The sequence below is a fragment of the Alteromonas sp. P256 genome (assembly GCF_036864455.1).
Taxonomy (GTDB): Bacteria; Pseudomonadota; Gammaproteobacteria; order Enterobacterales; family Alteromonadaceae; genus Alteromonas.
In genome coordinates, this window is the sequence record NZ_JAZETM010000001.1 from 711,592 (window position 1) to 737,458 (window position 25,867).

Sequence of the window (25,867 nt, forward strand, 5' to 3'; positions counted from 1 at the left end):
TTAGGAAGCAGTCTTTTTAGGAAGTAGGCTTTGTAGATTAAAAACGTATTCAAAAGATTCTCATTGAATGAAGGACTGCCTAGACAACAAACTTGCTGGTTAAAATACGCTTTGGTGTTTAGATTTTGATGGTTTTGCCGATACAGTGTTATCTAATTGCTATTGTGAGCCGAAAGGTTTTTTGAAACATGCGTAAATGTATTGCCTCCATATTGTGTCTGCTTGCACTGGGCTTTTCGCCTAAAGCAGCCTTTGGCGATTACTTTACCGATATCAGTCACGGGTTTGCGTTAGGCGAAGTACAAGAGCTTTTGGTGGGCGAACGTGTAGCACCTATTATCGAAGTTGAGCCTCAAACCCCGTTATCACAAGGCGTTGCCATTATACTGGTTGAGCCTTTTCTCTCCAGCTTTTCACTCTCTCAAAGCAAGGAGCTTGCGGGTTATCTTTCAGAGAAAGGGTGGCGCGTCGTCATAAGCCCTTTTAACCTCAATATGCTGCCTACAAAATCTGGCATAGAATCAGCCAACACTTCTGAGCAAGAGGCTGATGATCAGGGGGCTAATAATCAAAGCACTGGTAATCAAAGCACTGGTAAACAAAGCACCGATGCTCAGGCGGCAGCAGATCCAGCAGCAGAGCAAGCGCCTGCCAGCAGCGGACAAAGTAGTAGCGTTATTCATCCGCGAAGTACAAACCTCACTCAATACTTTGATTTTGAACAAACGTCAGACAAGTTAACTGAGCAGCTTATTGCCTTAAATAACCGATTGCAGAACGTGCAAGGCTATCGGCTAGTAGTTGCGCAAGGTATGCTAGCTGCTACATTTTTGGACGCCACCAGCAATGATGTGGCATTTGAGCCAGATAGCTTAGTCACGATTTCCCCTTATTGGCCAGAGGCCGATGTGAATAATAGCATTAGCGATTTAGTGGCGAATTCTTCGTTTCCCGTACTCGACCTTTCTATAGAGGGATTGAGCAATTGGGAAAACAGTACGGTTGTGATGCGCAGAAATCGCGCCAAAAACAGCTTAAAACTGCATTACCGACAAGTGCGACTTCCCTTCTCAAATTCAGTCTTTAGTCTAAATGAAAATCAGAAAACCCCATACATACAGCTAGTTGCGAATAACACCATTGGATGGACTCGCTATTTAGGCTGGTAATTCTGAAGGCCTGCTATTAGTCTAAAATAATCCGCATATCAGTTACCTACCGATACCGTTGTAAAAAGTGTCGCCCAACCTAGAGCAGTAGTAATGTAATGAACTATAATACGCTAAGTAGTAGAACAACGGTTTGAGCCTTATGACTGTCAAAGACTTCGTTGATGCCAAGTCAAAACAACTGTGTTTTTACCTGAATGCTTTTTGGAATGAAGGCCTGCCGGTTGAAGAGCTAGAACTCTTTTTTTGGGACTGCATGGAAGAATGGGGTCAGGTGAACTGCACACTTACGCAGCCTTACACGCAAAAAGAGCGCGTGTTTTGGCATGTGCTTCACCAAATTCACTATTGGAATGAAGAGAAACTGAACAACGACACAATCTTAGTTGATGAGCTGCGCACCTGTGTCGAATTTCTCGAGCACGCAGGCACGTGTCCCATAGACTGTGTGGGAATAAGGCCTTAGCAAGGCCTTACCTCCTGTCATTCTTTTAATTCTGGAAAAAACCTGCACACATCAATCACAAAACAATTCCCCCTACTGCTTCACAATTTCTTTTCCATGAGCACGTACACATTTTTAAAGAATCGATATCAAAATTAGGCACCTGCAAACACGATTTCACATGTTGCCATTTCATTGATTACGTGGCTCAATACCAAGCCTTAAAGCATCATTAGGCAGTATTTTGTTAAGCGCAATAAAAACATATAACGACAAACGCTTTTTGAGTATTTTCTGTTTCGGGATTGCCAGTGGCTTTCCTTGGATAATGATAGGCTCAGTGCTGTCTGCCTGGCTAAAAGATGACGGATTGTCGCGCTCAGCAATCGGCTTGTTTGGCATTATCTTCGCCACCTATTCAATTAACTTTCTTTGGTCTCCGCTGGTCGATAAGTTAAAGCCACCAAGATTAGGTCAGCGCAAGGGATGGATTTTTTCCATGCAAATAGGCATTGTCTTGTGCTGCCTTGCGATGTCTCAGCTAACCACAACGTCTCATCTTTTCTATATTGCATTAGTCGGTTTACTCACCGCTATTTTCTCCGCCACGCAAGACATAGCCATTGATGGCTTTCGCATAGACTGTATTGCCGAGGACGATAAAGACGGCATGTCGGCTGCATCTTCGGTGGCAACCGCGGGTTGGTGGACAGGCTATGGGGGCTTAGGTGCTATTCCTTTTTTTCTCGCCGATCTTACCGATTGGAGCTGGGCTAATATCTATCTATTGCTCGGCGTATTAATGGGGTTACTCGCTATCGCTACGCTACAAGCCAAAGAGCCTGATATCGACAGGAGTGCGCTGCTTAACCACATGGATTCTGAGGGAACTGACGATGCCAATGCAAACGCCAGCGCTCAAGACAAGATTGCTCGCTGGTTAAAGAGCACGTTAATAAGTCCATTTTCTGAGTTTTTTGCCCGAAACGGCGTGAAGCTTGCGCTTTCCTTCTTGTTGTTTATTTTTCTATTTAAAATAGGTGAAGCCTTTCTCGGACGCATGAGTATTGTCTTTTATAAAGAAATTGGCTTTACCAACAGTGATATTGCTACCTACTCAAAGCTGCTGAATTGGTGGGTAACCATTGTATTTTCGCTGTTGGGGGGAATTGTAAACATACGCTATGGCATTTATCGCGGCTTAATGGTGGCGGGCATTGCCATGGCGGCGTCTAACCTGTTATTTGCAGTAATAGCACAAACAGGGCCTTCTACCCCTTTATTGGCCTTCGCAGTGATTGTAGACGGCTTTACGGGAGCTTGGAGCACGGTAGCCATGGTTGCGTTCATATCGCTACTGTGTAACCGCGCCTTTAGCGCCACACAGTACGCCCTAATGGCATCTTTAAGCGTGGCAGGAAGGACATTTGTCGCCTCTAGCAGCGGAATTGTTGTGGATAGTTTGAACGGAAATTGGAGCCTGTTCTTCATACTTACTGCGGTGATGGTGATACCCAGCCTAGTATTCCTCTACAGCATTCGCGAGCACATTAAAAACGTGCAGAATCCGCTAGCGCCGAAAACGTAAATCTTCTACTTACGAGGCGATTACTAGCACGACACATACTGACATTGTCGGTATAGCCGATACCGCACAAGTTATGCAGAATCTGGCCTACGCTGCATTTTCAGCTAGAGTCCAGGCTAGAACTCTAGCTTGGGCTCTAGCTAAGACTGAACCTCATGAACGCAATACTGATTACGTCCGCTTTCTTTCGCGCGATAAAGTGCTTGGTCGGCTTGTTCTAACCATACCATAGGGCTATTCAGGTTTTGCTCAAATTGTGCAAGCCCCAAGCTAACAGTGAACGTAATGGTTTGCCCATCGTGCTCTACTTCAAGACGCTCGGCAAGGCCTCGTATCCTCTCGGCAACATGGGTAGCACTTTCTAAGGTGGAGTCGGTAAGTATAATGGCAAATTCTTCGCCGCCGTAACGCCCTGCAAGATCAGTTTCCCTTACGCAGCGCTTGATAAGCGCGGCCAGCATTTTAATGACCTTATCACCTGCTTGGTGACCGTAGGTATCGTTGACCCGCTTGAAATGGTCGATATCTAACATCATTGCGGTACTGGGCTTGTTTCTGCGTTTTGACAGCTTATAAAGCTCTTCAAACCGCTCTTGCCAATAACGTCTGTTGTACAGCCCGGTTAAGCCATCTACCCGACTTGTAATTTTAAGCTCTTCATTAAGCTTTGCCATGCCTCGTTTACCAAGGGCCTGCTCTGTCACGTCGTAAACCAAAATACAGAACTTTTCTACACTGCCGTTATCGCCAACAAGGGGAAACATAGTGACGTTTTGATACATGTGCGACGCCGCACTCGTTACTGGCCTGCTGCAACCGAACTTAAATAAATACGGGCGCTGCTCCCAAATAATAAATACGGGACTTTTAAGACTGAAGACCGGATCTACTTTCGCTGTTAGCCACTGCTTATCTATTTCGGGAAAGTGTTCAAATAATGAGGTGCCCAGCAGCGACGATTCTCGTTTGCCGCTGTGGTTTGCCATAAATTTATTCCACACTTCAACTTCGAATTGCTTGTTGAGAATAACAATACCCACTTCGATAGAGTCTAATAGTTCATCAACAACATTAGGCGTGGAAGAAAGAGTAACACTGCTATGCATCGCTATTGACGCTCCCTGACGGTGTTCATTAATCGCGCATAAATTTGATTCATTGCATCGCCTGGAAACAGCAGTAATAAATCAAAAGAAATATCCTTGGCTTTTATGGCATAGCCAATTTCAACGGCCATGACTTTGCCCCATTGATGCACATTGTCACTTAACAGCGTAGAGAGGCCTTGGTGCTGTCCTAGCAATACGGGATGAGTGTGACTAAATGCCACTGCCAGCTGCTCTGACAGACCGTTTAAACAGGCACCAATGAGAATATTAGACACATCCATGAGTGCCTCAAGCTCCAGGTTTTCAGATGATGCAGAGGGAGCGTACTTCAGTAATTCAACGATATTCTGCGACTTCGTGTCGTTAAATATTACCAAGGCTTCGCCACTTATTCCCTCACTAACAAACCCTTTAGACACAGCAGAAACGCGATCGCTTCGGTTAATATCTGCAACGGCCATAGAGAGTTCGTTGCTCTCTATTAAGTTAACATTGGGAATAGGTAAATCGATAAACTCACCGAGCAGCTTAGCAAGGTCTTCACCTGCTCGCCCCATGGCAACGTTCACCATCTCGCGATAGGCGTCTAATTTCTCTTCTTCAGTAACTACCGCTTCGCTTTTCGCTGTCGCACTTGCTTTACCAGTGTTATTTTGGCTTGCGCGACCAGTGGCAAGGCTGTCTCCGCTGTAAATACCGTAGGAGGTAAGTATGTGCATAAGCTTAGCGTTATCAATGGGCTTACGGATAAAATCGATGGCGCCCAACGCCAGCATTCGCTCTCGTGCTTTTTCTTGAACATCCCCTGACACCACAATAACCAAACAAGGTAGATCTTCTTTGCGAATGATCTCCATCGTCTCGTAACCGTCCATCACCGGCATATTCAAATCTAAAAAAAGCACATCGCCTTTTCCCTCTCGAATTTGGGTTAAGGCATCTTGTCCATGTTCGGCAAACGACACCTCAACATCCCAACTATCGGGAATACTGCGGGCCATCTGACGCCTTGCGAAGCCAGAGTCGTCGCAAATCAATATGGGAGTACTCATTGTATCTCCTCAGATAGCGACGGGAGCTTTTATATGCGGATGAGATTGATAGTTTTTAAGTTCAAAGTCTTCGTATTTGAATCCAAAAATATCCTTAACGTCTGGATTGATTGCCATAGTAGGCCGTTCAAACGGTTCGCGACTCAGTTGCAATTCCACCTGCTCTAGATGATTGGAATAAAGGTGCGCATCGCCTAGGGTATGGATGAAATCACCAGGCTCTAGGTCACACACTTGTGCAATCATCATCGTTAACAACGCATAGCTTGCAATGTTAAACGGCACACCAAGAAAGATATCTCCACTGCGCTGATAAAGCTGACAGCTTAGCTTGCCATCAAGTACATAAAACTGAAACATGGTGTGACACGGCGGAAGTGCCTGTTTGCCCATTGCGGCATTTTCTTTTGGCGAATACTGCGTATCAGGTAGCGCGGCTGGGTTCCAACCACTGACAATAAGACGCCTCGAGTCGGGATTATGTTTTATTTGTTCGACCACATCGGCGATTTGGTCTATAGATGTGCCATCGCCACAATCCCAGCTTCGCCATTGCTTGCCATATACCGGCCCAAGCTCGCCCTCATCAGTGGCCCACTCATCCCATATGCGAACACCGTGTTCTTTGAGGTAGGCAATGTTGGTTTCGCCTTTAAGGAACCACAGCAATTCGTGAATAATAGACTTTAAATGACACTTTTTAGTCGTTACAAGAGGAAAGCCCTCTTGTAAATTAAAACGCATTTGGTAACCAAAAACGCTAAGCGTTCCCGTGCCTGTGCGGTCTTCCTTTTTCACACCTGTATCGCGTACGTGGCGCATGAGAGCGAGATATTCTTTCATCGTTTCTTATATCTTCTTAGTTTTGTCTTTATTTTTGGTGCCCATATAAGCACGTACAATCAATCCTAATCCTAAAGCAATCATAGGTAAACAGAGAAGTTGCCCCTGGCTAAGACCCATTTGATAAAGACCAATGTGTGCATCGGGCTCTCTGAAAAACTCCACAATGAAACGGAAACTTCCATAGCCGAGTAAAAACAGTCCGCTGACAGCACCCACAGGGCGTTTTTTCGCTGAGAAAAGCCACAAGATTACAAATAGAAGCACACCCTCTAGAGCAAATTCATAAAACTGAGAAGGATGGCGAGGCACATTGCCCGCGTTTGGAAAAATAACGGCCCACGGCACATCAGTTGTTCTTCCCCATAATTCGGCATTAAGGAAGTTTCCAATGCGCCCGGCTCCAAGGCCAATAGGCACAAGCGGCGCTACAAAGTCGCCAAGTTCTAAGAACGTGGCTTTCATACGCTTGGCCTGCCACGCTAGGGCAGCTAATACACCGATGAGGCCGCCATGGAATGACATGCCACCCGCCCAAATTTTAAATAAGTAAAGGGGATCGTCCAGGAACATACCAAACTGATAAAAGAATACATAGCCGATTCGCCCGCCTAAAATAACGCCAACAAAGCTCCAAAACAGCAGATCGCTGAGCTGGTCTTTATTCCACGGGGTCTGCGACAAGCGCTTTTGTGCCAGTAAAAATGCAGCGATAAATCCAACAAGATACATTAAGCCATACCAGCGTACGCTTAATGGTCCCAAGCTAAAAATAATGGGGTCGATACTGGGGAAAACCAGATAACTGCTCTGTTCCATTTTATTATTCAATTCCTAAAATCATTCTAATACTTACCAGCACTAGCAGGCAGGCTAGCATGGCTTTCAAAACACGAACATTCACTTTTTGGCCGAGTTTAGCACCGATGTTCGCGGTAATCATTGACGTTGTTACAATTCCAGCCATTGCGGGCAAATAAACATAACCTAAGCTGTATTGAGGTACATCCGGCGCATCCCATCCGGTAATGACAAAGCTTGCTGTGCCAAATAAGGCTATAACCAGTCCGCATAACGCCGCACAGCCAATAGCTGAACGTATATTTACCCGAAACCACACCAGTGCCGGCACAAGTAAAGCGCCACCTCCAATGCCCATTAACGCGCTTATTAGCCCTGTTCCACTGCCAACTGCAACGAGAGAGAAACGAGTAGCAGTGTTATCAGACGTTTTCTGTTTACCAAAGATCATTTGCGCCGCAATCAGTATGACAAGTACCGCAAAAATGTCTTTTAGCAACTCACCAGATATACGGCTGGCTATTTGCGCGCCCAATATGGCCCCAACGGCAATACCAATGCCGGTGAACAACACGATATTCTTTTGGATATTGCCCAGCCGGTAATGTGCAAATGCAGATGACATACTGGTAAATATAATGGTGGAGAGTGATGTGGCAATTGCCACCGGCATCACCGTCTCCGTTGTAATCCCCAGTGTATGCACCAGTAAATAAGACAACACAGGTACAATAATCAAACCGCCGCCAATGCCCAGCATACCTGCAAGTAAGCCCACTATCGCCCCTAATAATACGCAGCAAATCATTATAATAGTGACGGGTTCCATGCAGTGTCCTTCAATATTTTTACGTTAACGAGGGTAGCATAATTGCATGGCCTAATGGCAGGTAAGGCAAAGCCTGATTTTTGTGATTTCATGGAAAGCAACGTAATTACCGCAGTGCTGTTTTAATTAAGTTGAATGCTGTTTTAAGGTTTAATACCAGGCACCTTAATTACAAGCCAGCTAAGCGCCCGCGCGAATGAGCCCAGCCAGTTCTTTTGTTTCTAGATATTCATTAATGTGCGTGAATACCTCTTGCTGAGAGGAAGACGTTAACGCGAGAGAAAGTAGTTGTTTGCACTCTGATAGCGTTACTTTTCGCAAAAGCCAATTGATTTTGCGCAAATTAAACCCGTTCATACTCAAGCGGCGGTATCCCATCCCCATCAGTAATATAGCCCCTGCTGGCTCTCCAGCAATTTCTCCGCAAATAGTCACAGGCGTTTGACTGGCGTTAGCTTTTTGCACTATATCGTAAAGCGCACCAAGCACCGATGGATGGTAGCTATTATATAAACTGGCTACTCGCGTATTGTTTCTATCAACAGCCAACAGGTATTGGGTAAGATCGTTACTCCCCACTGAGAAAAAATCAACGTACTTAGCTAACTGCGGGAGTTGATATAATACTGAAGGTACCTCGAGCATGATGCCCAATTTAGGCCGACTAATCACGTTATCAGTGCCTAAGGCTTCGTCAGAGACTTCTAAGAACGCTTGGTTGATTAACCGTTTTGCTTCTACAACTTCCGATACCGTTGAGATCATGGGTAGCATAATTTGCAGGTTGTTAAGCCCAATATTGGCTCGCAGCATGGCACGTATTTGAACTAAGAAGATCTCTGGGTGATCAAGAGTAAGGCGAATGCCCCTCCAACCAAGAAATGGATTTTCTTCGTTAATGGGAAAGTAAGGTAACGGCTTATCGCCCCCCACATCGAGGGTACGCATAGTGATGGGTAGCTCAGGCGCGGCTTTGAGTATCTGACGGTATAAGGTAACTTGCTCTTGTTCTGACGGAAAACGCTCGCGAAGCATAAAAGGAATTTCAGTACGATAAAGCCCTACGCCCGCACCTATTTGCCCTGCATCAAGTTCAACCTCCGCAGACAACCCCGCATTAACGTACAAAGACATTCTACAACCATCGATACTTTCACACGGTTTATCGGCTTCAGCCTCAATTTTTTCTGTGATGGCCGATTCTTCTTCAATCAGCTGTATGAAGTCAGCTTTCACCTCGCGATCTGGCGAAATAATGACTTCACCAGAGTAGCCATCGAGCAATATTTCTTTACCTTCAAGCAGCGCTGGCGATACGCTCTGACACCCCATTACCGCCGGTACGCCCATGGCTCTGGCTAAGATAGCGGCATGGGAATTATTTGAGCCGCGAACTGAAATAATGCCCTGTAATTTATCCCGAGGACACTCGGCTAACATGGTAGCTGAGACTTCGTCTGCCACTAAAATGCATGGCCCCGCAACGGCTTTTTCCGTAATCTTATGACCGTTTTGCTCTTGAAGAATGTTAACCAGAATTCGGTCTGACAAATCAATAATATCAATGGCCCGTTCCTGCATGTACGGGTCTTCCATCGCGCGAAAACGAGCAGCGTAATCTTCTACCACCATTTTCAGTGAAGAGGCGGCATCCCATCCTTGGCGTATTTTTTCTTCAACTTCGCGGCCAAGACTGTTGGCATCTAAAAGGTGATGATAAAGCTGGAAAATTGATTTTACGTCTTCAGGTAGCCCTTCATCTAAACGCTGAGAAAGCGTATTGACATGTCCTCGCGTTACCTCAACGCCTTTTCGATACAAGGCTATTTGTTCGGCCGGCGACTGGGTTTGTTTGACTACCCAGTTTTTTAAATTTATTGATTTGTCAGGTGAAAAGCCTGTGCCGATAGCAAGCCCAGGCGATCCCGCTATACCGCGAACATTTTTTTGCTGAGCAATATTACCCGCAGAATGCGATAAGGTCAGTGCACCTCGAATATCTGCATTCGTTATTTCAAGAGCAAGCTGAGCCGCTAGCGTCACTAGGAATGCTTCTTCGTCTTCGCTGAAGCGTCGCAAGTCAATTTGCTGCAGCGTAATAACGCCAAGCACTCGACGCTGATTGGTAATTGGTGTACCGAGAAACGCGTTATAGTTGTCTTCTTTAACTTCAGGGTAGTGCTTAAACCGAGGATGGTGCTGCGCATTGGCGATGTTAAGGGGTTCTTCTCGCTGTCCCACCAGGCCGATAAGACCTTCGGTAAAACCAATGCGAACATTTTCCACCGCATCAGGATGTAAACCATCTGTGGCTTTGAGTACAAACGCCTTGGCTTCGTTGTCAGCAAGATAAATAGAACAAGAGTCGACATTTAACGTCTGCTTCACTCTAGATGCAAGTCGAAACAACGCAGTATCAAGTGCAGGAATTTGATTCATTTCCTGCACGATACGCTTAAGCGTGGTCAGCATTGCACCTGAGTTACTAGGGGTATTCACCGGTTACTCCTGTTGGTTTATCCACGTCTTCGTTTCTTGCCGCGTTTAGTCGAGACGTTGCCCTGACGCTGGGGAGCACGCTGTTGTGCAGACATAACCACAGGAGAAAACTCCTTCATTACTCTGCGGTATACATCACGCTTGAACGACACAACATTTCTAATGGGGTACCAATAACTTACCCACCTCCAGTCATCAAATTCTGGGTGACCTGTCTTCAATACGTTTACATCACAGTCTTTACAATCGAGTTGCAGTAAAAACCATTTTTGTTTTTGTCCTATGCAAACAGGATTACTACCTTGTCGAATTAATCGCTTTGGCAGCTTATATCTAAGCCAATTACGGGTAACACTTAGAATAGTCACGTCTTTAGACGTTAATCCTACCTCTTCGTGCAGCTCGCGGAACATGGCTTGCTCGGCAGTTTCCCCTTCATCAATTCCGCCTTGAGGGAACTGCCATGAATGTTGGCCATAACGTCTTGCCCAAAATATTTGACCCATTTTGTTGCAAATCACTATACCCACATTCGCACGGAATCCATCGGCATCTATCACATAGACTCCCGGGTACGCAATACTGGTAATATGTTTTCATTCTTCCACAAACTATGCTCCAATCATAGTGTTAATATTCAATGACTCAGCTCAACCAAGGAATTTCTGATAACAATGCTGCCTCCTAAGTCCCCGCCGCACAGTCCCGACGAATTACTCACGCGATGTCAGGCTATCGCGGGTCTAACGTTAGGTGAACTTGCCCATATGGCAAATGTGGCCATTCCAGCGAACCTTCAGCGCCATAAAGGCTGGCCAGGAATGCTGATAGAGAAATGGCTAGGGGCAAGTGCAGGCTCTAAGCCGCAGCAAGATTTTCCAGAGCTTGGTATTGAGCTAAAAACCATTCCCATTGATGCCGAATTTGCTCCTCTTGAAACCACGTACGTGTGCTTTGCGCCTTTACTAATGCAGCCGGGCATCACGTGGAAAACCTGTAATGTGCGTAATAAATTACAGCAAGTCTTGTGGCTTCCTATTGAGGGAGACAGACAAATACCCCTTGCAGATAGACGGGTCGCCACCGGGTTTTATTGGCGACCTAGCGATAAAGAAGATGAAATACTTAGGCAAGACTGGGAAGAGCTAACAGAAAAAATAGTCACCGGGCACGTGGAATCGATTACGTCGAAGCAAGGCACGGCACTGCATATACGTCCTAAGGCAGCAAATGGTAGCGTACTCACCGAGGCCAGAGGCGTAGAAGGAGAGAAAATTAAAACTCGACCACGGGGATTTTATTTGCGCAAAACCTTCACTCACCACATTCTTGCTTCGGCGTTTGGGTACTAGAAGGCGGATTTACGCGGTTAATAGGACAGCGCCTACCGCGCCCCTTATTGTCCGCTGCCGTTTTTTGTTAAATGTTTGACTAGGTAATCGCTTAAGAACTTTTCTGAATTCAAACCTAAGCGTTTCGCTACTGCTGCTACCTTGGTGTCGGTTCGCAATAACACCTTCTTGGCGTACTCTAAGCGAAAATGGTAAATAAACCGTCTAAAGCTTTTTTTATCAGACACCCGTAATGCAATCGCAAGAGTCGTTGCATCTAGTCCGGCCTCGTCACAAAAGTTAGCAATAGTGAGCCCCCTAGCCTTATAGGCTTTGCTGTCAATAGTGTGACGCTCAGCCTTAGAGATTATACTGCTCATTTCGTAAGGCGTTGCCTTTCCCTCGTCCAAACGCTCATGATCAAACGGGGATGGCGACGTATTGCGAGCAAACAGTAACGACACCAATATCGATAGCAGTGCTGCCCCCAACATGAGATGGTAATAACTCTCCCACGCCGCCAGCTGAAAAAAGCCAAAAGTTGCCGCGGTTACCAGCAAAATACTCATGAATGCAATGCCCACCGTAATGCCCATCACGCTGGCTAGGCCTGTGACTTTAAATTCGCCAATATCCACCGCTTGCTCAGGTAGGTGTCGGTGGTAGGTTTGCATATGCTCAGTAATTAATATCCCAATTAACAACACGCTAAAGCCTGCTACTAATGGTGCCGCGTAAGCTGGCCATAGCACTAACGGGTCTCCAATGGGTGATGCAATTAACCACGTTTGCTTTTCTGTTGCGGGAATGAGTAATGCCGCCACCTGAAGTAGTGCAGTGATACCCGCAGGCAGCCACAGTCGTTTTTTCGCAGAAGGTTGAAGGTACAGCATTGGCTTTATGGCGCGGTAACAGCACGTAATAGCAATAACGGCGAAAACATCAGATAAGCCATACAGCACAGCAAGCTCATTGAACCCGCTCATCCTTAACCATTCATCTGTCATAAATAGCGGCCAGCACAGAAACGCTGCCAACAGCCATCCCGCGCCAATATTATGCCGTTGCTGGCGTAAAAATAAGCCCAGGCTTAACAGGTAAATAACCAGCAGCAAAAGCACACAATAATCTTGAATCGAAAATGTCATTACTATCACCCGTCCGTGTGAATTAAAGGAATAAAGGTCTGTGCATTACACATAGAGAGCTTTCTAATGCACACATTACCAATACACGTCTCGTTGCATTGCTACTTTTCGCGTACGCTCCATAATAATGATAAGCGTTGTCAGCTTCTGCGCCGTCCATTTGCGCAACTCATCTTGAGACTCAACCTCGGCATCATCGATAGATTTATGTAACATTAATAAAGCGTTTAACTCGTCAATACCGGTGAGTAAATCAAGCCAAGGTGCTCTGAAATTGCCCCGCTCTTCTACAAATAAGTCGCCCAGCAAAAAGCCACTCCACAGGGTTTGACGTAGCAGGACTTCCACTGCGGAATAATTGGCTGGCCCCATGGATTTATTTAACGGCATACTTTGCTGAACAGTTTGCCATCCTTGGGATAACCACCCTTTTGCGTGATCTAATACTCTATGGTCGTAACCGGTTGAACGGCCCCGCCAAGGCTTTTGCTGCACCAAACGAATAGCTTCAATTTTAATATCGGTAGCATCGTTGTCGAAGAAAAGTTGTTTTGGCTCATGGGCATGCATTAGGCCTGTTTTTCGCCCTTGTAAATAACTCACAATGGCAGGATGTTTACTTAACGTTTTACTGAATAGGCTTTTTTTAGATAGCAAGTAACGAAGGCTTTGCAGGTCGTCCTGCCAGCTCCATTGTTGCGCATAAGCAATGAGTTTTTTGTGCAGGGCTAGCAATTGTGGGCATTGCAATATTGGCAAATACAGCGATACGCTTTGCAGTAATAAATGAATGCTTTTCGCTACCTCAGCCAGCATCTTAATAGAGCCGCTTTCGCAAAACACATGTTCGTGATGTTGCCAATGCGATAGGGCTATCTGCACAGCAAGACAGAACGCGTCTTCGGTGGAGGTTGCATCTTCTAACGCAAGAAAGTCGGGTAATGGTCGAATTTTCGCATTGAAGCCATGCAGCAACTGATACCCCTGAGCAGCTTTAGACACATCGCTTAGCCGCACTGCCATATTGCTGTTTATCAATAGCGCTAGCGTGAAAAGGCTGTCTACATCACCGTCGAGCAATTCCAACTCTATTTCATTAATAGGGGAACTGTTCTTGTCAGTCATTGCCTCACCGCAATCGAGCACAACCTCTACCCTGCTGCCATCCACCTCAACTTCATAGGCATGTCGAGTGAAGTGCGTACTAAACTGGCGTGAAAGACTGGCATTTTTAATCGCAACATCCCAGTTTTGCGGCCATACAGAGGCATCGAATAGACTTAAATCTGGCGTAGGGTTTTCCAAATCGACGTTATATTCAGAACGGGTATGAAGCCCACCACTCACTACGCCATTAGTTTTTAGGGTTTGTTCGTAGCGACCATTATTTCCCCGCACGCGAAATCCCATTTTCTTTTGCTGAAAATCAAATTTCTCTGTGTCGTAGTAGTCGTTTTCCAATCGCATTTCTTTGTGCGAGATTACTGAGACCTGATGCTTGTCAAAAAGCGGGAGTACGCGCTCAGAAAACTGGCGCTGCGCGTTTGCACCAGTTACAAATTTCAATTCTATTTCGGACATTGTTTTTTATCGGTCATTTTGTCGGTCATGTTATTTAAAGCATGGCTTATTTTCGGAAATCTCTGATTTCCATTTACAGTGGCTCTAATTTAAAAAACCACGCTACATGGAAACGTTATGCGTTTGACAATACAGGTATGCAGGTACATCTGAAGATACAACACCTTACCCTTGTCGCTACTTTTTGGCAATATTTGCAGGCGTTATTCAATACTCAATGCATGAACAAACTTGCCTTTATGTCAGTCAACCAATACCATCTTTAAGATTTCAACGAGCAATTGGACTTCATATGATTCGAAAGTGGTTAGCCGTAGCCCTCTTCACGTGTTCTTTTCAAGCCTTAGCGCTGCAAGACACCCCTGAATTGGAAGCATCATCATCTCACTACATCAAAGATGATTTGTTCATTTTTATGCATACGGGACCGGGCAGAAACTACCGTATTCTTGGCTCAATAGAGGCAGGGACACCAATAACGGTAGTATCGACAGATAGCGATGCTGAATTTACCCAAATCACCGATGACGATGGTCGCGAGGGATGGGTAGAAAGCAAGTTTGTATCAAATACAATGTCACGAGCAGAAAAGCTGCCTATTATCAGCGAGCAATTGGCTGAGAGCCAGGCTGAACTGCAAGGATCTCAATCGGATAACGCGCGTCTTCGCCAGCAGTTAAATGATGCTCGCCAGCAAATATCTCAACTCTCTACCGAAAATGAAGCTCAGGCCAGCGAAATTGTTAGCTTGGCCGACAAGGTAGAAAGTGCCAACAAAGATGAGTTGCTCATGTGGTTCACGCGAGGTGGTTTTGTTGCTGGTGGCGGTATTTTATTAGGCGTACTACTCACCTACTTTCCTAAGCGAAAACGTCGCAGCAGTGAATGGATGTAATTATTAAACATCACTGTTTTTGATATAAGAAAGCCAGCATACGCTGGCTTTTTTGTCTATTCGCTGTATGCACATAACATGCGGTAGATTAATGACTACTCGTCATCTTCTACCATTGTCATTAACGATGTATTACCGCCTGATGCTGTAGTATCGATACTAATGGCTTTCTCCGTTACCAAACGCTGGATCAGGTTATCGTTATACTCCGCACTGATTACCGGCAGTATTGCGCCTTCTCGTGAAGAGAGCATTGCAGTGATACGAGCTGTACGCTCTGTGCTTGAGTCAACAACCACACCCGATAAATCTTCGTCCATCAATAGCGTGTCTAAGTGCGCAAGACGTGCCACTTGGAACAACCCTTTAGGTGCGCCAGTGGATTCAAACTTGTTCTGAATTTCTACTGCTTCTTCATAGAAGATTTTAGACACCACTGACACAACAGGGTTGCCCGTTGATAGCGCCGTGACGATAGACAATAACCAATATTCGAATGTCACATCTTTATCGGCGAAACAGACAAGAATTCCGCGAGGCTCTAGGTATAGTCTATTCGACTCGCCTGTCGGCCCTGGTAATTCCTGCGGCTTAGCTAACTTTCGTTCGATGCTAGTTAGCTGTTGACGTGCTGTTGCTAACGTTCTGTTCAAATCGTCAGCTAAATCATCAACAATATCAACTTTAGCAATCTTGGCTAGCAGCTGACGAACCATAGATATACGGTCGTTTAGTGCAGTATGGCGCCACTGAATTTCAACCGCTTTTGCTTTGTCCATCATCACATGAGCGCGTTCTGCAATTTGCTCATCACCCACAAGTGCTTCATCGGTACTGTCAACGTCGTCAATTTGCGATGGTTTAGGTGTTGCACGCTCCATAAGTAGGCGCGGCAAATAGTTAGGGCCACCTGCTTTTGGACCCGTACCGGAAAGACCGCGACCACCGAAAGGCTGCACGCCAACAATGGCACCAATCATATTGCGGTTAATATAGACATTACCCGCACGGCTCTTCGCAGCAAGTTCATGGGCGCGCTCTTCAATACGCGAGTGAATACCCATGGTTAGCCCATAGCCCGTGCCGTTGATTTGCTCTAGTACGTTGTCCAAATTTTTAGACTTGAAGCGCACCATGTGTACCACAGGGCCGAATACTTCTTTTTCGAGCACGTCGATATTGTCAATTTCGTAAAGCGTTGGCGCGAAATAAGTCCCGTTTTCAACACCTTCCGGAATCTCGCTACGATGAAGTATTTTCGCTTTACCTTCCATAAATGACGCATGGTCGGTAAGGCTTTTCAGTGCTTTCTCATCAATAACTGGGCCTACATCAGTAGAAAGCTGTGTTGGGTCGCCAACGGTAAGCTCTTTCATTGCGCCAATTAACATTTCAGTGAGTTCATCAGCAATATCTTCTTGTACAAACAATACACGAAGTGCAGAACAGCGTTGACCCGCACTCTGAAAGCCTGAATGAATAACATCGTCAACCACTTGTTCTGGAAGCGCTGTTGAATCGACAATCATGCAGTTTTGACCGCCAGTTTCGGCAATTAGCGGCACCTGCTCACCACCACGCTCGGCAAGCATTTGCGAAATTAATGTACCGGTCTGAGTCGACCCAGTAAACATCACCGCTTTCACTCGCTCGTCTGGAAGTAGCGTGTCACCTACTTCTTTTCCTGGCGAAATGATAAGTTTAAGGGCATCTTCAGGAAGCCCTACAGACTGCATTATATCGACAGCACGCTTAGCGACCATACTGGTTTGTTCGGCAGGTTTAGCGATAACCGTATTACCTGTTACCAGTGCGGCGGCAACCTGGCCCAAAAAGATGGCCAGAGGGAAGTTCCACGGGCTAATACACAGTACAACACCACGAGGCACTAAACGTTGATCTTCAGCAAGCTCTCTGCCCCTTACTGCATAGTAGCGACAAAAATCTACGGCTTCTCGTACTTCATCAATGCTGTCTTGGGCAACCTTACCCGCTTCACGCATGCAAATAGCGATAAGTTCCGCCATGTGGCGCTCTAAGGCATCGGCAGTTCTGTCTAATATTTCTGCACGCTCGCTAACGTCAGTTTTCGACCACGCCTCAAAACCAGCATGAGTGGCATCAAGAGCTTTGACCATGTCATCTGGCTTGGCATAATAGTGGTAGCCCACGATATCGTTTTTATCAGCTGGGCTTACTACCGCTGTTGCGCCCTCGGGTACACCATCAGTTATCTTGTAGTAATCTTGCCAGCGCTCTAGCTCATGCTTAAGAGCGGTGACGGCGTTGGTATCGGTTAAATCCAAACCGCGCGAGTTGTCCCGCTCTGGAGCATATAAACCGCGAGGTGTTTTGATGAGCTTGTTATAGCGTACTTTTAAACGCTGCGTTTTCTCTACCGGGTCTTCTAACAAAGTCTCTACCGGTTTTTCATCATCGACAATTGCATTCACAAATGACGAATTAGCGCCGTTTTCTAGTAGCCTGCGCACGAGGTACGCCAACAAGTCTTCATGCTCACCGACTGGGGCGTAAACACGGCACTGTATTTTATCTTCTTTTACAACCTGGTCGTACAAAGTATCGCCCATGCCGTGAAGACACTGAAATTCAAACCCTTCTTTGTCATCCCCTGCAAGTTCTATAATAACAGATGCAGTATAGGCGTTATGCGTTGCAAACTGAGGGTACAGCGTCTCGCGATACTCTAGCAGGCGATTGGCACACGCATGGTAAGACACGTCTGTTGAGGACTTACGTGTAAACACAGGAAACTCTTCTAAGCCCGCCTGCTGGGTCATTTTAATTTCTGTGTCCCAGTACGCCCCTTTTACTAGGCGCACCATTAGTGGGCGACCCACTTCAAGGGTAAGTTCTCGCAAATGTTCAATAACGTGAATTGCGCGTTTTTGATAAGCCTGTACGGCTAAGCCAAACCCTGTCCAGCCGTTTAAATCTTCATCGCGGAAGACGGCTTCAATGATGTCCAGGGATAATTCTAGTCGGTCCGCTTCTTCAGCATCCACTGTAAGGCCAATGTCGTGTTCTTTTGCCATTAAACACAATGCTTTCAAACGCGGAGGAATTTCTTCCATTGCACGTTCGCGGTGAGAGAATTCAAAGCGAGGGTGAATGGCAGATAACTTAACTGAAATACCCGGTGAACGTTTCGGTCCTCTGCCTTTAGCCGCTTTACCGATAACCTTAATAGCCTGCACGTAAGCGTCGTAATAACCGTTTGAATCATCCATTGTGCGAGCTGCTTCGCCAAGCATGTCGTAAGAATAAACGTAGCCTTTCGTTTCTTTCTCTTTCGCTCTTTCTACTGCATCTTCAATGGTTTCACCCATAACAAACTGACGACCCATTACGCGCATCGCAATGTTCATTGCGCGACGAATTACCGGCTCGCCCAAACGGCCCAGCGTTTTCTTCAATAAGCCGAATTGTTCGGTCTTACGCTTATCTGCGTAGTTCACCATGTTACCCGTGAACAATAATCCCCATGCAGATGCGTTTACAAATAGAGAATCTGAATTCCCTAAATGCGGTGTCCACTGTCCTTTTGACAGTTTGTCTCGAATAAGCTCATCTTGAGTGTCTCTATCTGGCACACGCAATAGTGCTTCGGCCAGGCACATTAACACCACACCTTCTGAGGTGGAGAGCGAATATTCGTTTAACAGTGCGTCTACTCCACCGTGCCCCTGCTGTTCGCGGCGAATTTGTAGCACCATCTTTCTTGCTCGTTCCCACGCCCTACTTCTCGCGCGAGGATTCACCTCTGCAATAGGTAGAATTTGGTCGACTGCTACCGATTCGCTGATGCGGTAATAGTCTCTGATACGCTGGCGTAGTGGCGAAGTTGTGTGGAGTGTATCGTTTATGAGCATTGCAACCCTTTCGTAGAAATAGCTGTAACAAGAAAAGCGTTTCCGCCGTAAAATATCGCCTACGGTTACATGGAAGACGCGAGAAAACAAGTGAAGTCAATACTTCACATTTTAACCTTTATGGTGTTTAAACTTCACACTGTGTGATGAAGATCAAGATGACAACCAATTTCGGCGGATAATAGCATATAAAAAAGCGGCACAGCGCCCTGTTTACGCTAACTTTAATACAAACTATCGCAGCTTCTTTGCCACTCAACGTATTAGCTCAACACTACCCACTGTTAACGTTTCAGTTTCAATTAAATTATAAATATTAATAGTCTCAAAAAAAGCGACTACACTTAGTTATCAGGTATTTAACACACCAGATAAGATAATCATCGCAAGGCAGTAGGGACGCCGTGAATACAGTGATAGCAAACGCCAAAAATAACTTAAAAATGGTATAGGAATTATGTGGTTAAGAAACTTTAGTTTATTTCAGCGTCTTGGAATGATTGTTGCCCTAATTGCACTTTTATTCATTGTGTTAACGGGCATTATTTTAACGAAGCATTACGATGCGCTAAAACAAAAATCCTACGATGAGAATAAGCACTTGGTTGAGGTTGTGCATACCATGCTTAACACCTTTGCCGCAATGGAACCCGATGAGTCGGTAGCAAAAGAAAAAGCCCTTGCCGCTGTGAAGGGCCTAAGGTATGACAAAGGCAATTACTTTTGGATCCAAGACTCTACACCCACCATGGTGATGCACCCCTTAAAACCACAATTGGACGGGCGAGACCTTCGCACTTTTAAAGACGGTAATGGCAAGGCATTTTTTGTTGATATGGCCAACAGTGTGAAAGCACAAGGCGATGGTTTTGTCGATTATGTTTGGCCTCTCCCCGGTGAAGATGCACCCACTGAAAAAATATCCTACGTTAAAGAATTTGAGCCTTGGGGCTGGACCATCGGTTCGGGCATTTACCTCACACACTTAAATGAAGAATACGCCCATATGCGAAACCTCATGATTGTGTTTTGTATAGTGAGTGTGATGTTGGTGGTGGCCTTGGTATATATTATAGGTGGTAGCATTGCCAAGCCAGTGCAGGAAATTACCGAGCGTATGAAAGACATCTCTCAAGGTGAGGGAGATTTAACCCGCATACTGCCTGAGAGAGGTCAAGACGAAGTCACTCGCCTTGCTCGTTATTTTAATCAGTACACCGATAAAATGCGTCAGTCGCTTATTGGAATTCGTGACAACATTACACTACTTAACGAGCAAGCAGAGCTGGTTAAAAATTCTAGTGATAGCAGTAATCAACAAGCCCAAACGCAAAACGAAAATATGTTGCAAGTAGCTGCTGCAATGGAGGAGATGACCACCCAAATTAACGAGGTGAGTTCGAACACCGACTCCGCAGAAAAGAGCACGAGCAGCGCTAGAAGTAATGTGCAGCAGGGCGCTTCAGTTGTAGAAGGCACGGTTGATGATATCCGCTCGCTCACCGAAAACATTGAAAGCGTGTCTAGTGTGGTGACTGAGCTTGCCGCGCAAACCGAAAATATTGGTGCTGTGCTTGACGTTATTAGAGGCATCGCTGATCAAACCAACTTATTGGCACTTAACGCTGCGATTGAAGCGGCTAGAGCCGGCGAGCAAGGCAGAGGCTTTGCCGTTGTGGCCGATGAAGTTCGTACGCTAGCGAGCAGGACGGGGCAAAGTACCGATGAAATTCAAACCATGATTGAGAAATTGCAGCACCATGCGAAAAGTGCGGTAAATGCCGTAACGGTCAGTCAGTCGGCTTCATCAAAGACTGTTGAAAGGGCCACACAAGCCAATCAAAGTTTACAAGAAGCAGACCGATTGATGACGGATATTGCAGGTATGAGTAGTGAGATTGCCCGCGCTACCGAACAACAAGCCGAAGCAGCAAACGAAGCGAACATGCGAATAAATGCTTTATCGGGGGCTGCTGACAGTAGTCTTCGCACAGCCGACGAACTAGCGGCATCGAGCCAATCTTTGCGTGCCAGCTGCTTGGCAATAATGGAAATAGCCAACCGATTTAAACTGTAATTTTTGCTTTTCGATAACATAAAGCCTACCTAAATCGCACGGTTGATATGAGCACTTATATATGGAAGTGAGATAGGTAGTGCTTTACACTAACTAAACGAGGCTTTTTCTTCGTCAGCGTAGTGTTATCAAGGAGTGGAATATGAGTAGCAGTAGCAAGGGCAAATCAGTATTAAAGTGGATTGCTGGTTTTTTTGTGGTTATTTTTGCGGTGTACTTTTTGTTCGCCAACACCATTATCAAAGCAGTATTAGAATCTAAACTCGGTGAATCTTATGGTGCCGAAGTGAATATCGACAGCTTCGATCATTCGCTATTTCCAACCACTGTTTCCCTTAAAGGTATCGCCCTTACCAATCCTACTAAGCCCGCTCGCAATCAAGTGTTCGTAGGCGACGCGAATGCCGATGTAGAGCTAGCCCCCTTGCTAAGCGACCAAGTCATTGTTAACAACCTCAATTTACTCAATGTTCAATTTGACACTGAACGCCCTTCTCCAGGTGAAGTATATCGCGTTCCTGAGCGCTCTCTGTCATTTGATGAAATGAAAGCAAAAGCACAAGATGCGGTGCCGTCGGTAGATGAGCTTCTTGAGCGCAACCCATTAAAAACAGCTGCAGCAGTAAAAAGTGCTCGCGCCGCTTATGACACCTTTGGTGAAGCATTAAAGACTGATTACGCGTCGTTGCCTGACAAATCGCGAATTGACTACTACAAAACTCAAATCGCTCAGCTACAAGAAACCGACTTCAAAGATCCACAGGCCCTTGTTCAAGCAAAGTCAGCTTTCGACAAATTGAAGGCAGAAATGCAGGCAGATCGAGCCCTTATCTCCGACTTTACCGAGAAAGCCTCGAAAGCGAAAAGCGTCCTTAGCGAAACTGCAAGCGCACTAAAAAATGCACCACAAGAAGATTATGCCTTACTGAAAGGGGTGATTGCAGGCGACCAAGAAGCACTATCTCAAGTTACCTACTTTGTATTTGGCGATAAGGCCGCTGAGTACACCGAGTACTTAATGGCTGCCATGCAAATTGTTATGCCGCTTATTCAAGGTGAAGAAAAAAGCGAAGCGCCTGCGGATATTCCATCCATATTGGTAAAAGAAGCGAATGTATCGGTGCTGTGGCAAGAAGAATCCATTACAAGTAAGTGGAATAACATTACCAACGTACACGATGTGTTTGGTAACCCAACCACCTTTACTATTGAGGCCGCAGGCGAGTTATTGAAATCATTTACCTCAAGCGGTGAATTTTATATTGATGGTGAGGGTGTAGACGCGAGCCAACAATGGTCTCTTGCCGGCGTAAACATGGCCAACATACCGCTGTCTGGCAATAAGTCGCTTTCTGCAGTGTTGACTTCAGCATTAATGAAGACCGCGGGCTCTATGCAAATAACAGATAACAAACTAACTGGTTCAGGAACCGTTGATTTGCAACAACTTGTTATGCAAGCAACTGGCGAGAGCGACACCACAAAGGTTATCGCCAAGGCTCTGCAATCGCTGTCTAGTCTTAATATGGATATGTTTCTTGAGGGCACATTGTCAAATCCAGACTTTAAAATTAAATCTGACTTAGACAATCAACTCGCTAACATGGCCCTATCTGAGCTTACCGCGTCACAGCAAGATAAGTTGGATGAGTTGAATCAAAAGCTCAACGCCATGATAAGCAACGAACAGTCGCTGATTAGCGGCGAGCTAGGCGATGTAAGCAGTATGCTTAGCGCTGCTCAAGGTGATAGCGCAGCGATAGAAGAGCTTCTTAAGTCTAAGTTAAACAATGTAGTTGAGCAGCAAAAAAACAAATTATTCGACAAACTAAAAGGTAAATTTGGGCAAGATGAGTAAAGCGTCTTTGACTCGACGCGGCTAAGCGGCATAATAAGAAAACGCAGGCGAAGACCTGCGTTTTCTTGCGCTCAATCAACTGTCAGGTGAACGTGTGTTAAAAGGTAAATGGCTTCCCATCGTGCTGTTATTATTTTTTGGACTTCTGCAGTACCGACTTTGGTTCGGTAAAAACAGCATTCCTGATTATTACAGTCGCAAGGCGGAAGTTAAAACACAGGCCCTTCAAAATGCCAACCTCTCTCAACGAAACGCCTTGTTAAACGCTGACATAAACGATTTAAAAATTGGCTTAGAAGCAATAGAAGAGCGTGCCAGAAATGAGCTTGGCCTAATTAAACAGGGAGAAACCTTTTACCGAATTCTGCCTGCAGATACGAAATGAATACAATGACAAAACCCCGCGTTATCGCGGTTATTCCCGCTGCGGGCGTTGGCAGCAGAATGCAAGCCGACCGCCCAAAGCAGTATCTTACCATCGCGGGAAAAACCATATTAGAACACACCCTTGACGCATTATTAGCTCACAGCGACATCCACAGAGTTGTAGTTGCTGTTAGCCCTGATGACGCTTACTTTCCTACGCTTGAACTAAGTAGCGATGAGCGGGTGAATGTTGTGCAAGGCGGCAAGGAACGAGCAGACAGCGTGCTAAACGGCATTAAAGCATTAGACGGTGATGAGTGGGCACTTGTTCACGATGCAGCCCGCCCCTGTGTGTCACAAGACGATATTTCTGCGCTGCTTAATCTGATAAGCGACAGTACCGTGAATGGCGGCATACTTGCTACGCCGGTGCGAGACACAATGAAAAGAGCGGTTTCAAATCAGGAATGTTCCAATAGCCCTGCTAACTCTTCACTCAGCGTGGTGTCTCACACTGAAAGCAGAGCCAATTTGTGGCATGCTTTAACACCACAGCTATTCCCAGCAACCCTTCTGCTTAACGCATTGAAAAAAGGTTTATCCGACGGCGTTGAGATTACAGACGAGGCTTCGGCCATGGAGTATGCGGGATACAAAGTGGGTATGGTCAATGGCAGCCCGGCGAATATTAAGATTACGCACCCGGCTGACCTACCATTAGCAGAATTCTATCTACATCAAAAATTAAAGGCACCTTTTGCATGCGAATAGGACATGGATTTGACGTACACAAATTTGGTGGCGAAGGCCCCATCACTATTGGTGGCGTTAGTATAAAGCACTCTCAGGGGCTAGTAGCGCATTCCGACGGAGACGTATTACTCCACGCGTTGTGCGATGCCATATTAGGCGCTGCGGCACTTGGCGATATTGGAAAGCACTTTCCAGATACCGACGATGACTATGCTGGAGCAGATAGCCGAGTGTTACTGAGACACGTTGTGAGTGTAGCGCGAGATAGGGGTTATCAGGTATCTAATGCCGACATGACCATTGTGGCGCAAACGCCAAAGATGGCCCCACATATTGAAGCAATGCGTGCACGGATTGCAGAAGACTGTAATGTTAATATCGATGATATTAACGTGAAAGCCACCACTACAGAAAAGCTTGGATATACAGGCAGAAAAGAAGGAATTGCATCACACGCCGTGGTGTTATTAAAAAAAGCATGAAACCATTAGATACCGAACACTGGCAGTATTATTTTGCCAAACCCGTCTCCACCGGCATTTTTAAGTTTCAAGCAGATGATTTTCAAGTTGTTGAGGACTTAGGCTACGAGCCATGCGGTGAGGGCGAACATCAGTTCATCTTTATCGAAAAGATTAACACCAATACTGCTTTTGTTGCTGAACAACTGGCCAAGTTTGTCGAGCTACCGCTTAGACAAATAAGCTACGCAGGTCGCAAAGACAAATACGCCGTCACGCAGCAGTGGTTTGGCATACACGCTCCGGGTGTGGAAGATTTTGATTTTAGCGATTGGGATTTGGAAGGGGTAAGAGTGATAAAGCAGTCTCGGCACAATAAGAAGCTGCGTACGGGCCAATTAAAGGGCAATCACTTTACCATTACCCTTAGACAAGTAGTGCACCCTGAAGCAATTGCAGAGCGTCTCGAAGAAATTGCAACACATGGCGTCCCCAACTATTACGGTGAGCAGCGTTTTGGCGTCATGCGCTTAAACGACATGGGTGAAGTACAGCGCGGCGGCAACTTGGTGATGGCCGAACGCATGATTAACGGCGAAACCATACGTCATAGAAACAAGCGCTCTATGGCGTTATCTGCACTTCGCAGCTGGCTATTTAATGAAGTGCTTTCTCAGCGACTAGCGCATAATGTGTTTGATACCGCCCTTGCAGGTGACGCGCTGGTTCTGTCGGGCTCAAATAGCTTTTTTATCAACCGTGACGATAAAGAACAAAGCCAATCTCGTTACATTGCAAAGGATGTATGCCCCTCAGCTCCACTATGGGGTAAAGGCAAACTTGCCACTGAAGAGGATGCAGCAAATATTGAAAATACCGTAGCGGCAGCTCATCCAGAAGTAACCGGTTTTCTAAGCGAATGTGGGTTTGAACAAGAAAGACGTGCCATCAAAATTTGGCCTTCAGACTTAACATGGCAGAGTAAAGGCGATTCGTTTACTATTTCATTCGGTTTGCCTAGCGGGTGTTTTGCAACATCGGTTTTGCGTGAATGTGTAGAAACGCTGTCTCCTATTAACCGAGTATAAAATAAGCGTTTGCCCTTGTCGCAATGCGACCACCGTGTGATGCATCATCACTAGCGTGGCGAAAACTAACAATATAGGAAA

Annotated in this window: 21 protein-coding genes; 11 read left to right on the forward strand and 10 right to left on the reverse strand. The window is 45.8% G+C overall.

From position 1 onward, the window contains the following. The first annotated feature begins 188 nt into the window (after positions 1-188). The 3 genes from V7R39_RS03100 to V7R39_RS03110 all read left to right on the forward strand — a co-directional run bounded on the left by V7R39_RS03100 (position 189) and on the right by V7R39_RS03110 (position 3,202). Entirely contained in the window at positions 189-1,169 is a 981-nt protein-coding gene (locus tag V7R39_RS03100; protein ID WP_334028019.1) for a DUF3530 family protein, read from the forward strand. A 142-nt stretch (positions 1,170-1,311) separates the two neighbouring features. Continuing rightward, the gene (locus V7R39_RS03105) at positions 1,312-1,635 is read left to right on the forward strand and encodes a hypothetical protein (protein WP_334028021.1); all 324 of its coding nucleotides are present in this window, start codon (positions 1,312-1,314) and stop codon (positions 1,633-1,635) included. Positions 1,636-1,858: 223 nt separating this feature from the next. Next, positions 1,859-3,202 (forward strand): AmpG family muropeptide MFS transporter, encoded by a 1,344-nt coding sequence (locus tag V7R39_RS03110; RefSeq protein ID WP_334028024.1) that lies wholly within the window; start codon positions 1,859-1,861, stop codon positions 3,200-3,202. 140 nt (positions 3,203-3,342) lie between these two features. Here the strand turns inward: V7R39_RS03110 and V7R39_RS03115 are convergent, their stop codons facing one another. From V7R39_RS03115 to rppH, 7 genes are all read right to left on the reverse strand, one after another. Further along, positions 3,343-4,308: a sensor domain-containing diguanylate cyclase gene (locus V7R39_RS03115; RefSeq protein ID WP_334028026.1), complete on the reverse strand. Its 966-nt coding sequence runs from the start codon at positions 4,306-4,308 to the stop codon at positions 3,343-3,345. Between the two features lie 2 nt (positions 4,309-4,310). Then, entirely contained in the window at positions 4,311-5,363 is a 1,053-nt protein-coding gene (locus V7R39_RS03120; protein WP_334028028.1) for a response regulator, read from the reverse strand. A 9-nt stretch (positions 5,364-5,372) separates the two neighbouring features. Further along, positions 5,373-6,206 (reverse strand): thymidylate synthase, encoded by an 834-nt coding sequence (locus tag V7R39_RS03125; protein WP_334028030.1) that lies wholly within the window; start codon positions 6,204-6,206, stop codon positions 5,373-5,375. Positions 6,207-6,212: 6 nt separating this feature from the next. Continuing rightward, entirely contained in the window at positions 6,213-7,025 is an 813-nt protein-coding gene (gene lgt / locus V7R39_RS03130) for a prolipoprotein diacylglyceryl transferase (RefSeq protein WP_334028033.1), read from the reverse strand. A 4-nt stretch (positions 7,026-7,029) separates the two neighbouring features. After that, positions 7,030-7,836, reverse strand: a complete 807-nt coding sequence (locus V7R39_RS03135; RefSeq protein WP_334028035.1) for a sulfite exporter TauE/SafE family protein — start codon at positions 7,834-7,836, stop codon at positions 7,030-7,032. Positions 7,837-8,016: 180 nt separating this feature from the next. Next, complete coding sequence (ptsP, locus tag V7R39_RS03140) at positions 8,017-10,308, reverse strand: phosphoenolpyruvate--protein phosphotransferase (protein WP_334028159.1); 2,292 nt, start codon at positions 10,306-10,308, stop codon at positions 8,017-8,019. Positions 10,309-10,352: 44 nt separating this feature from the next. Continuing rightward, positions 10,353-10,895 carry an RNA pyrophosphohydrolase gene (rppH, locus tag V7R39_RS03145; RefSeq protein WP_334028038.1) on the reverse strand — a complete coding sequence of 181 codons (543 nt, stop codon included), beginning with the start codon at positions 10,893-10,895 and terminating at the stop codon, positions 10,353-10,355. A gap of 114 nt (positions 10,896-11,009) precedes the next feature. Between rppH and mutH the strand changes: the two genes are divergently transcribed. Next, entirely contained in the window at positions 11,010-11,687 is a 678-nt protein-coding gene (gene mutH / locus V7R39_RS03150; protein ID WP_334028041.1) for a DNA mismatch repair endonuclease MutH, read from the forward strand. Positions 11,688-11,731: 44 nt separating this feature from the next. On the opposite strand, the gene V7R39_RS03155 is transcribed toward mutH, so the two are convergent. Next, positions 11,732-12,814: a helix-turn-helix domain-containing protein gene (locus V7R39_RS03155; RefSeq protein ID WP_334028043.1), complete on the reverse strand. Its 1,083-nt coding sequence runs from the start codon at positions 12,812-12,814 to the stop codon at positions 11,732-11,734. A gap of 75 nt (positions 12,815-12,889) precedes the next feature. Beyond that, the gene (locus V7R39_RS03160) at positions 12,890-14,395 is read right to left on the reverse strand and encodes a CYTH domain-containing protein (RefSeq protein WP_334028045.1); all 1,506 of its coding nucleotides are present in this window, start codon (positions 14,393-14,395) and stop codon (positions 12,890-12,892) included. Between the two features lie 292 nt (positions 14,396-14,687). Between V7R39_RS03160 and V7R39_RS03165 the strand changes: the two genes are divergently transcribed. Continuing rightward, positions 14,688-15,290, forward strand: coding sequence for a TIGR04211 family SH3 domain-containing protein (locus tag V7R39_RS03165; RefSeq protein ID WP_334028047.1), 603 nt, complete (start codon positions 14,688-14,690; stop codon positions 15,288-15,290). A 95-nt stretch (positions 15,291-15,385) separates the two neighbouring features. Here the strand turns inward: V7R39_RS03165 and putA are convergent, their stop codons facing one another. After that, the gene (putA, locus tag V7R39_RS03170; protein WP_334028049.1) at positions 15,386-19,183 is read right to left on the reverse strand and encodes a bifunctional proline dehydrogenase/L-glutamate gamma-semialdehyde dehydrogenase PutA; all 3,798 of its coding nucleotides are present in this window, start codon (positions 19,181-19,183) and stop codon (positions 15,386-15,388) included. Positions 19,184-19,640: 457 nt separating this feature from the next. Here putA and V7R39_RS03175 point away from each other — a divergent pair, with 457 nt between their 5' ends. The 6 genes from V7R39_RS03175 to truD all read left to right on the forward strand — a co-directional run bounded on the left by V7R39_RS03175 (position 19,641) and on the right by truD (position 25,786). Further along, complete coding sequence (locus V7R39_RS03175) at positions 19,641-21,260, forward strand: methyl-accepting chemotaxis protein (RefSeq protein ID WP_334028051.1); 1,620 nt, start codon at positions 19,641-19,643, stop codon at positions 21,258-21,260. Between the two features lie 142 nt (positions 21,261-21,402). Continuing rightward, a complete protein-coding gene (locus V7R39_RS03180; protein ID WP_334028054.1) occupies positions 21,403-23,118 on the forward strand; it encodes a TIGR03545 family protein in 1,716 nt (571 codons plus the stop codon). A gap of 94 nt (positions 23,119-23,212) precedes the next feature. Next, on the forward strand, positions 23,213-23,503 hold the full coding sequence (gene ftsB / locus V7R39_RS03185) for a cell division protein FtsB (protein ID WP_032095651.1): 291 nt from the start codon (positions 23,213-23,215) through the stop codon (positions 23,501-23,503). 5 nt (positions 23,504-23,508) lie between these two features. Next, entirely contained in the window at positions 23,509-24,255 is a 747-nt protein-coding gene (ispD, locus tag V7R39_RS03190) for a 2-C-methyl-D-erythritol 4-phosphate cytidylyltransferase (protein WP_334028057.1), read from the forward strand. Continuing rightward, positions 24,246-24,719, forward strand: coding sequence for a 2-C-methyl-D-erythritol 2,4-cyclodiphosphate synthase (gene ispF / locus V7R39_RS03195; protein WP_334028059.1), 474 nt, complete (start codon positions 24,246-24,248; stop codon positions 24,717-24,719). Before ispD ends, ispF begins: the two co-directional genes overlap by 10 nt. Then, positions 24,716-25,786 carry a tRNA pseudouridine(13) synthase TruD gene (gene truD / locus V7R39_RS03200; protein ID WP_334028061.1) on the forward strand — a complete coding sequence of 357 codons (1,071 nt, stop codon included), beginning with the start codon at positions 24,716-24,718 and terminating at the stop codon, positions 25,784-25,786. The genes ispF and truD overlap by 4 nt, the downstream gene beginning before the upstream one ends. Positions 25,787-25,867: the final 81 nt, after the last annotated feature.

Coding starts and splice junctions, on each gene's coding strand:
- V7R39_RS03100 (WP_334028019.1), top strand. CDS start 189: ATGCGTAAATGTATTGCCTCCATATTGTGTCTGCTTGCACTGGGCTTT.
- V7R39_RS03105 (WP_334028021.1), top strand. CDS start 1,312: ATGACTGTCAAAGACTTCGTTGATGCCAAGTCAAAACAACTGTGTTTT.
- V7R39_RS03115 (WP_334028026.1), bottom strand. CDS start 4,308: ATGCATAGCAGTGTTACTCTTTCTTCCACGCCTAATGTTGTTGATGAA.
- V7R39_RS03120 (WP_334028028.1), bottom strand. CDS start 5,363: ATGAGTACTCCCATATTGATTTGCGACGACTCTGGCTTCGCAAGGCGT.
- V7R39_RS03125 (WP_334028030.1), bottom strand. CDS start 6,206: ATGAAAGAATATCTCGCTCTCATGCGCCACGTACGCGATACAGGTGTG.
- lgt (WP_334028033.1), bottom strand. CDS start 7,025: ATGGAACAGAGCAGTTATCTGGTTTTCCCCAGTATCGACCCCATTATT.
- V7R39_RS03135 (WP_334028035.1), bottom strand. CDS start 7,836: ATGGAACCCGTCACTATTATAATGATTTGCTGCGTATTATTAGGGGCG.
- ptsP (WP_334028159.1), bottom strand. CDS start 10,308: ATGCTGACCACGCTTAAGCGTATCGTGCAGGAAATGAATCAAATTCCT.
- mutH (WP_334028041.1), top strand. CDS start 11,010: ATGCTGCCTCCTAAGTCCCCGCCGCACAGTCCCGACGAATTACTCACG.
- V7R39_RS03155 (WP_334028043.1), bottom strand. CDS start 12,814: ATGACATTTTCGATTCAAGATTATTGTGTGCTTTTGCTGCTGGTTATT.
- V7R39_RS03160 (WP_334028045.1), bottom strand. CDS start 14,395: ATGTCCGAAATAGAATTGAAATTTGTAACTGGTGCAAACGCGCAGCGC.
- V7R39_RS03165 (WP_334028047.1), top strand. CDS start 14,688: ATGATTCGAAAGTGGTTAGCCGTAGCCCTCTTCACGTGTTCTTTTCAA.
- putA (WP_334028049.1), bottom strand. CDS start 19,183: ATGCTCATAAACGATACACTCCACACAACTTCGCCACTACGCCAGCGT.
- V7R39_RS03175 (WP_334028051.1), top strand. CDS start 19,641: ATGTGGTTAAGAAACTTTAGTTTATTTCAGCGTCTTGGAATGATTGTT.
- V7R39_RS03180 (WP_334028054.1), top strand. CDS start 21,403: ATGAGTAGCAGTAGCAAGGGCAAATCAGTATTAAAGTGGATTGCTGGT.
- ispD (WP_334028057.1), top strand. CDS start 23,509: ATGACAAAACCCCGCGTTATCGCGGTTATTCCCGCTGCGGGCGTTGGC.
- ispF (WP_334028059.1), top strand. CDS start 24,246: ATGCGAATAGGACATGGATTTGACGTACACAAATTTGGTGGCGAAGGC.
- truD (WP_334028061.1), top strand. CDS start 24,716: ATGAAACCATTAGATACCGAACACTGGCAGTATTATTTTGCCAAACCC.